9 protein-coding genes and 1 pseudogene are annotated in these 6,465 nt (G+C 58.4%); 6 read left to right on the top strand and 4 right to left on the bottom strand.

Going from position 1 to position 6,465, the window contains the following annotated elements; genetic code table 11:
• The first annotated feature begins 13 nt into the window (after positions 1 to 13).
• The 6 genes and pseudogenes from TR36_RS11840 (at position 14) to TR36_RS11815 (ending at position 3,074) form a co-directional block, all read left to right on the top strand.
• Positions 14 to 352 (top strand): annotated as a pseudogene (locus TR36_RS11840) (DUF4394 domain-containing protein).
• A 93-nt stretch (positions 353 to 445) separates the two neighbouring features.
• Positions 446 to 1,141 carry a 7-cyano-7-deazaguanine synthase QueC gene (gene queC / locus TR36_RS11835; protein ID WP_045392260.1) on the top strand — a complete coding sequence of 232 codons (696 nt, stop codon included), beginning with the start codon at positions 446 to 448 and terminating at the stop codon, positions 1,139 to 1,141.
• Positions 1,141 to 1,497 (top strand): 6-pyruvoyl tetrahydropterin synthase family protein, encoded by a 357-nt coding sequence (locus TR36_RS11830; protein ID WP_045392264.1) that lies wholly within the window; start codon positions 1,141 to 1,143, stop codon positions 1,495 to 1,497. The genes queC and TR36_RS11830 overlap by 1 nt, the downstream gene beginning before the upstream one ends.
• A complete protein-coding gene (gene queE, locus TR36_RS11825; RefSeq protein ID WP_062763178.1) occupies positions 1,494 to 2,189 on the top strand; it encodes a 7-carboxy-7-deazaguanine synthase QueE in 696 nt (231 codons plus the stop codon). Before TR36_RS11830 ends, queE begins: the two co-directional genes overlap by 4 nt.
• Positions 2,189 to 2,650 carry a preQ(1) synthase gene (queF, locus tag TR36_RS11820; protein WP_045392267.1) on the top strand — a complete coding sequence of 154 codons (462 nt, stop codon included), beginning with the start codon at positions 2,189 to 2,191 and terminating at the stop codon, positions 2,648 to 2,650. The genes queE and queF overlap by 1 nt, the downstream gene beginning before the upstream one ends.
• A gap of 28 nt (positions 2,651 to 2,678) precedes the next feature.
• On the top strand, positions 2,679 to 3,074 hold the full coding sequence (locus tag TR36_RS11815) for a DoxX family protein (protein WP_237763558.1): 396 nt from the start codon (positions 2,679 to 2,681) through the stop codon (positions 3,072 to 3,074).
• Here TR36_RS11815 and TR36_RS11810 read toward each other — a convergent pair.
• Genes TR36_RS11810 through TR36_RS11795 form a run of 4 tightly spaced genes read right to left on the bottom strand, consistent with a single transcriptional unit; the run spans position 3,071 to position 6,451 of the window.
• Positions 3,071 to 3,889, bottom strand: coding sequence for a sugar phosphate isomerase/epimerase (locus TR36_RS11810; protein WP_045392270.1), 819 nt, complete (start codon positions 3,887 to 3,889; stop codon positions 3,071 to 3,073). The two genes, TR36_RS11815 and TR36_RS11810, sit on opposite strands and share 4 nt — an antisense overlap.
• A gap of 2 nt (positions 3,890 to 3,891) precedes the next feature.
• A complete protein-coding gene (locus TR36_RS11805; RefSeq protein WP_062763176.1) occupies positions 3,892 to 4,650 on the bottom strand; it encodes a glycerophosphodiester phosphodiesterase family protein in 759 nt (252 codons plus the stop codon).
• Positions 4,651 to 4,659: 9 nt separating this feature from the next.
• Positions 4,660 to 5,511: an ABC transporter permease gene (locus tag TR36_RS11800; protein ID WP_045392274.1), complete on the bottom strand. Its 852-nt coding sequence runs from the start codon at positions 5,509 to 5,511 to the stop codon at positions 4,660 to 4,662.
• Positions 5,512 to 5,521: 10 nt separating this feature from the next.
• The gene (locus TR36_RS11795; RefSeq protein WP_045392276.1) at positions 5,522 to 6,451 is read right to left on the bottom strand and encodes an ABC transporter permease; all 930 of its coding nucleotides are present in this window, start codon (positions 6,449 to 6,451) and stop codon (positions 5,522 to 5,524) included.
• Positions 6,452 to 6,465 lie beyond the last annotated feature (14 nt).

Below are 6,465 nucleotides of genomic sequence, written 5' to 3'. Positions count from 1 at the left end.
TCCAGAACATGCTGTGCCTGMMYSMKMRCMKYTYSCKGCMYATATCNNSASSSMMSRMWMSYCRSRKACWRCMRCRRYGTYSRAWRYTGATAGCACAATCGTCGCGTTGATCCAGCAGACCTCGCCGAACGACGGGACACTGGCCGCTGTCGGAAAGCTGGGCATTGAAACCCCCGGTGCCGTCTATGGCTTCGACATCGCATCGGATGCCGAGATGAACAACAACGCATGGCTGGTCACGAACAACATCCTTTACGAAGTTGATCTGGAGACCGGCGCAGCTGAGGCTGTTGCAGAGATCGGCGGCCTGTCTGGCGAGATCCGCGATATCGCCGTCATGCCCGCAATGTGATTTCACCCGCTGCTTGTAACTTTGACCGCGCGGGTATATCGCGCGGCCATCCGGTCGCAGCCTACCCGGATCATCAAAACAAGGGTTATAAAAATGGGTACTATTGTTATCTGCTCCGGCGGGTTGGATTCCGTGTCTTTGGCGCACCGCGTTGCTGCGGACGGGCAATTGCACAGTCTGCTTTCCTTCGATTACGGACAGCGTCACCGCAAGGAGCTTTCATTCGCCGCGCGTGCAGCACAGCGGTTGAATGTCCCGCATCAGATCATCGATCTTACGGCCATTGGCGCCGCCCTCACAGGGTCGGCATTGACCGATGATCTGGACGTACCGGACGGCCATTATGCCGAAGAATCGATGCGTATCACCGTGGTGCCGAACCGCAACGCGATCATGCTGACGGTGGCCTTCGGTGTGGCCGTCTCCGCCGGGGCCGATGCTGTGGCAACGGCAGTTCATGGCGGCGATCATTTTATCTATCCCGACTGTCGTCCGGCATTTACCCAAGCTTTCTCTGCCATGCAGAACGCGGCGCTTGACGGGTATGCAGCGGTGGAATTGCGCACACCCTATGTCCATCGCACCAAGGCCGATATCGTGGTCGATGGGGCATCGGTGAACACACCCTTTGCCGATACATGGTCCTGCTACAAGGGTGGTGTGATCCATTGCGGACGGTGTGGAACCTGCGTTGAGCGGCGGGAGGCCTTCGATCTTGCTGGTGTGCCGGACCCTACCGAATACGCGGATAGGGACTTCTGGAAATCTGCCATCGCGGAGCGTGGCTGATGTTCAGGATCACCAAGGAATTCGCGTTTTCGGCCTCACACCAGCTGATGGATCTGCCGCCCGAGCATCAATGTGCGCGGTTGCACGGTCATAACTACATCGTGCTGATAGAACTGTCGGCCCGGGATCTGGATGCAAACGGGTTTGTCCGCGATTACGGGGAATTGGCCCCGCTCAAATCTTACATTGATGATCGTTTCGATCATCGCCATCTGAACGACGTTCTGGATGATCCGATGGTCACTGCGGAAAAACTTGCGCGCCATCTGTACGAATGGTCCGCTGCCCGCTGGCCCGAGGTTTCGGCCGTACGCGTCTCCGAAACACCGAAAACCTGGGCGGAGTACCGGCCATGATCCGCGTTGCCGAAATTTTCGGCCCCACCATTCAGGGAGAGGGCGTTCTCATCGGTTTGCCCACGGTATTCGTGCGTTCGGGCGGATGTGATTACCGCTGCTCGTGGTGTGACAGCCTGCACGCGGTGGACAGTGCATTTCGTGCGAATTGGGCACCGATGGATGCTGTCAGCATCATGGCGCGGATACGTGAGCTGTCCGGGAACAAACCGATCATGGTATCCCTGTCCGGGGGTAATCCGGCAATCCAGCCTTTCGGGCCGCTTATTGATATGGGGCATGCGGAAGGCTATCGTTTTGCATTGGAAACCCAAGGCTCGATCGCCAAGGACTGGTTTGCAAATCTCGATACGCTAGTGCTGTCACCCAAACCCCCCTCGTCGGGGGAGGTGACCGATTGGGCCGCTTTTGATGAATGCATCACAAAAGGGCCAGATATCGTAATGAAAATTGTAATCTTTGACGATGCCGATTACGCATATGCCCGTGACGCAGCGGCTCGATATCCGCAATTACCGCTTTATCTGCAGCCGGGAAACCCCATGACAGACGAAGCAAGGGCAGTGGACCAGAATGGCATCGTCGACCGGATGCTATGGCTCATTGACAAAACTGTATCGGACGGATGGTTTACCCCGCGCATCCTACCGCAATTGCACGTTATCCTATGGGGAAACAAAAGAGGCGTTTGATGACCAAGACGATTTATGACGGGCTGATCCAGCTGGGTGGCGCAACCATCCTGCCGGAGTCTCCCGAAGAGGCCGAACTGGAGCGGGTTCAGAACCCGCAGGATGTGCCATATATGGTGCGTTTTGCCGCGCCGGAATTCACGTCGCTGTGCCCGATGACGGGGCAGCCGGATTTCGCGCATCTGGTGATTGATTACGTGCCGGGTGAATGGCTGGTCGAAAGCAAATCGTTGAAGCTCTATCTCGGCTCTTTCCGCAATCACGGGGCATTCCACGAAGACTGCACAATTTCGATCGCGCGCCGTCTCGTCGAGTTTCTGGAGCCGCAGTGGCTGCGCATCGGTGGATACTGGTATCCCCGTGGCGGTATTCCGATAGATGTATTCTGGCAGACCGGTGCGGCGCCGACTGGTGTCTGGATTCCGGATCAGGGCGTACCACCCTACCGTGGGCGCGGGTAATCCCGTTGCCTACCTGCGCCGACGGGGCATGGCCGATCAGATGAACGATATCGTCAATCTTGCCGGTCGCATTCTGCTGGCATTGCTGTTTCTTGGGGGAGCGGCCCAGAAAATGGCGGATCCTGTTCCGGTGGAGGCGATGATCGTCACCCTCAGGCTGCCTTCAGCCATCATCTGGCCGGTGGCAATTTTCAACCTGCTTGCGGCTGTGGGGTTGGTTTTCGGTCCAGGCGTTCGGGCCTGGGCGTTAGTTCTCGCAGCTTATTGCATCTTTACCAGCTGGTTTCATTGGCAGCTGCGAGCGGACCCGTGGCAGATCACGATTTTCGTCAAGAATTGGTCCATCGCGGGTGGTCTTCTGGTACTGGCGGCTCAGGGGCCGGGGCGCTTTGCTATCGGGCAACGCCCCGGACGAATGTCTTAACGCGCCAACCCTAGGTCATTCAGATATTTGACCGAAGGTAGTATTCCTGCCTTATCCCGCAGTTCAAGGATCAGGCGGGGCTTGGACGTCAGCTCTGCCAAGGCACTGAAGACCGAAGCCCACAGGATATTGCCGTGGCCAATGGCCCAGTGGCGGTCGGCGTGGCCATCTGCGTCCTGCAGGTGAATGTGCTGTAACCTTTTGCCGGCCCGACGTACGAAGTAATCGACCGGTGGTGCGCCATTCGTTCCATGCGCGTAATGGGCGTGGCCTGTATCGACCGACAGTGCGATTTGCGCCGATCCGAAGCTGTCAGCGAGTGCGGCGCGCAGATCGGGGTTCATGTCATCGATATTCTCGATCACCATGGTTGCGCCGATCGCGGCTGCATATTCCACGGGTCCGCGCAATGTTTCATGCGCCAAGGCATGAATGCGTTCCAGCGCATCCGGCTGGTTATCCAGATTGTTGTTGTCCCAGGCAGTAAAGGGCGAATGGACGACCATCTGCGTGGCGCCCAGATGGTCGCAGACTTCCAGCCCCTGCATCAGCCGACCGGTCACGATGGTACGTATATCCGGATCGGGGTTCGATATGTTCAGCCCCCAGAACGGCCCATGGATACCCAGTCTGCCCTCATATCCTTGCAACAATGCGCGCGCCTCGTCTGCACGTTCCCGCCAGCCGCCATTGAGCAGATCGACCGTTATGAAATCCTGTAACTCAAGGTCGCGGTTCTGCTCCAGAATGAAACCTTGCAGGGTAGCAAGCGTGGAAACCGGCATTGCGGCCCCCAGAAGTGGAAGATCGGTCATCGTCAGTCCTTTTTGAGAGCAAGTGCGATTTCTGTTGCAAGAATGGGGTTGTCGGTCGTGAGATATCCGGGCTTGCGTTCCAGCCACATACGGATGCGTGTAGGATCATTCACCGTCCAGACACACAACCGATCCAGCGGCCAGCGGGCGGTAATGCGATCGAACTGCGCCTCGAACAGCCGGTCTTCGACGGCCAGATAAGTCGCCAGGCCCTCGGCGCTATCCATCACGGCGTCGAGGCCGCTCTGGTGTTCTGCCCATTGGGTGTCAACCGACAGCAGGCGCGGAATGTCAGGTGCCACATCCCGACAGGCCTGCAGAACGCTGATGTCGAAACTTGTCAGGACGGCTCTGTCCGCCAACCCGCGACGTGCTAGTGCCTCTGCGGCCAGGCGTGGCAAGGCAGGATAGGGGCGACCGCCAGCCCCTGCTTTCAGTTCCACAAACAGCTTCATGTTGTTGTGCGGCCCGAGGATCTCCAATACCTCGTCAAAGGTCGGAATGCCTTCATCAATTTTGCCGCCCGGGCCGATCAGGCGCAAGTGGCTGCGATCGTTGCCAGTAAGCGCGGATACGGGGCCGCTGCCACTGGTGCTCCGATCCAGCGTAGCATCATGGATCACCAGAATCTGGCCGTCGTCGGTGAGATGGAGATCGAATTCCACCGCATCGACCCCCAGGGCGGCGGTACGCTTGAACCCGAGTGCCGAATTTTCGGCCCATAGGTCACGGGCCCCACGATGGGACAGGATATGTGTCATCGGTCTTCCTTAACGAAGGGTAGGATCAAGGCGATCGCGCAACCAATCCCCGCAGAGCGAAATGGCGAGGGTTGTCAGCATGATGACAAAAGCCGGCGCCAGCATGATCCATGGTGCGCGCGTGAGGTAATCGCGTCCGAAACCAACCATGTTTCCGAGCGAGCTTTCCGGGGGTTGCACGCCAAGCCCCAGAAACGAAAGCCCGCTTTCCATAAGAATGACTTCGGGGAATGTCAGGGTCATGGATACGATAAGGGTGGAGGCGACATTCGGCAGAATGTGGCGCAGATAGACGCGCGATGGCCGCGCACCCAGTTGCACCACGGCCGAGGCATATCCCTGTGCGCCGGCAGAGATGGCCAATCCGCGCGCAATCCGCGCGTAGCGTTCCCAGCCGTAGAACCCCATCAGACATACAAGCAATGTCATGGAGCTGCCAAAGAAGGCAAGGACCGCCAATGCAAGGATGAGAAACGGCAGTGCCGCCTGAAAATCGGCCAGGACCAGAATCGTGTGTTCCACGCCGCCGCGAAACTGCGCAGCCAGAAACCCCAGTGTCGTACCGAAGACCGCGGAAAGAATCGTGGCGCCAAAGGCGATCAGAAGCGAGACGCGTATGGATTGCAGCAGACGTGACAGCACATCACGGCCCAGTTCGTCGGTGCCCAGCCAATGCCCGGCAGTACCGGGGGCCGACAGCCTGGCTGATAGGTCCATCTGCGTAATGTCATAGGGGCGCAGGATATCCGACCCGAATGCGATGATGATCATCGCCAGCAGCCATATGGCGGCCACCGATACAAGGATCGGCATACGGGGCATGGCACGCGGAAGGCGTATCAGTCGGGGAATTGCAGTCATGATATGCTCCTCAAGCGGCAGTGGTCCGGGCGCGCAAACGCGGGTCCAGCAGGCCATAGGCAATGTCGACACATAGATTTGCCAGCACCATGGTGGCCGCGATGACCATCAGAATGGCCTGCACCACGGCCAGATCACGGTTCGCGACCGATACGATCAGCAGCCTTCCCACGCCCGGCCAGGAAAAGATGCTTTCAACCACCACGGCCCCTGCAACAAGCGAGCCAATCATGAAACCGATGATTGTGACGATGGGTACCGATGCATTGGGCAGCGCGTGTTTCCAGACCACATCCCGCCAGCTTACGCCTTTGGCAAGGGCGGTTCGGATATAGGGCTGGCCCAGCACCTCGATCATGGCAGAGCGTGAAAACCGGGCAAGGATACCGATGCCACCGATAGAGAGCGTCAGGACCGGTAGAACCGCGTGCCGCCAGCTATCCTGGCCGCCTGAAGGAAACCAGCCAAGCTGCACGGCAAACACCAGAACCAGCAACAGCCCCAGTACGAAGGATGGCAGGGTAAAGCCCATGACCGACAGCAGGATCACACCCCTGTCCGCAATCGATTGACGGTGCAAGGCAGCATAGACACCTGCCGGAATGCCGATGGCGACTTTCAGGATCAATGCAGGAATGGTCAGGGCCAACGTCGCTGGAATGCGTTCCAGCACCAGATCCAGCGCGGGCGATCTGTCCCGCATGGAAACGCCGAAATCAAGGGTCACAATCCCATGTAGATATGACAGGTACTGGCGCCATAACGGATCATCCAGTCCCCATGCCGCACGAAAAGCCGCCACGGCTTCGGTCGGGGCGTCGGGCCCCAGCATGATCAACGCCGGATCACCCGAAAGGCGCAGAACGAAGAATGCAAAGGTCATCACCAGCAATACGGTCAGAACGGCGCGAAGCAGGCGGATCAGAACAAAGGAAATCATGGGATCATTCCGAA

Source organism: Falsirhodobacter sp. alg1 (genome assembly GCF_000739715.2).
Lineage (GTDB): Bacteria > Pseudomonadota > Alphaproteobacteria > Rhodobacterales > Rhodobacteraceae > Falsirhodobacter.
This window is presented reverse-complemented; position numbering and strand designations above follow the sequence as displayed.

Excerpts from the sequence above, each read along its gene's own strand:
- queC (WP_045392260.1), top strand. The coding sequence starts at position 446 with ATGGGTACTATTGTTATCTGCTCCGGCGGGTTGGATTCCGTGTCTTTG.
- TR36_RS11830 (WP_045392264.1), top strand. The coding sequence starts at position 1,141 with ATGTTCAGGATCACCAAGGAATTCGCGTTTTCGGCCTCACACCAGCTG.
- queE (WP_062763178.1), top strand. The coding sequence starts at position 1,494 with ATGATCCGCGTTGCCGAAATTTTCGGCCCCACCATTCAGGGAGAGGGC.
- queF (WP_045392267.1), top strand. The coding sequence starts at position 2,189 with ATGACCAAGACGATTTATGACGGGCTGATCCAGCTGGGTGGCGCAACC.
- TR36_RS11815 (WP_237763558.1), top strand. The coding sequence starts at position 2,679 with ATGGCCGATCAGATGAACGATATCGTCAATCTTGCCGGTCGCATTCTG.
- TR36_RS11810 (WP_045392270.1), bottom strand. The coding sequence starts at position 3,889 with ATGACCGATCTTCCACTTCTGGGGGCCGCAATGCCGGTTTCCACGCTT.
- TR36_RS11805 (WP_062763176.1), bottom strand. The coding sequence starts at position 4,650 with ATGACACATATCCTGTCCCATCGTGGGGCCCGTGACCTATGGGCCGAA.
- TR36_RS11800 (WP_045392274.1), bottom strand. The coding sequence starts at position 5,511 with ATGACTGCAATTCCCCGACTGATACGCCTTCCGCGTGCCATGCCCCGT.
- TR36_RS11795 (WP_045392276.1), bottom strand. The coding sequence starts at position 6,451 with ATGATTTCCTTTGTTCTGATCCGCCTGCTTCGCGCCGTTCTGACCGTA.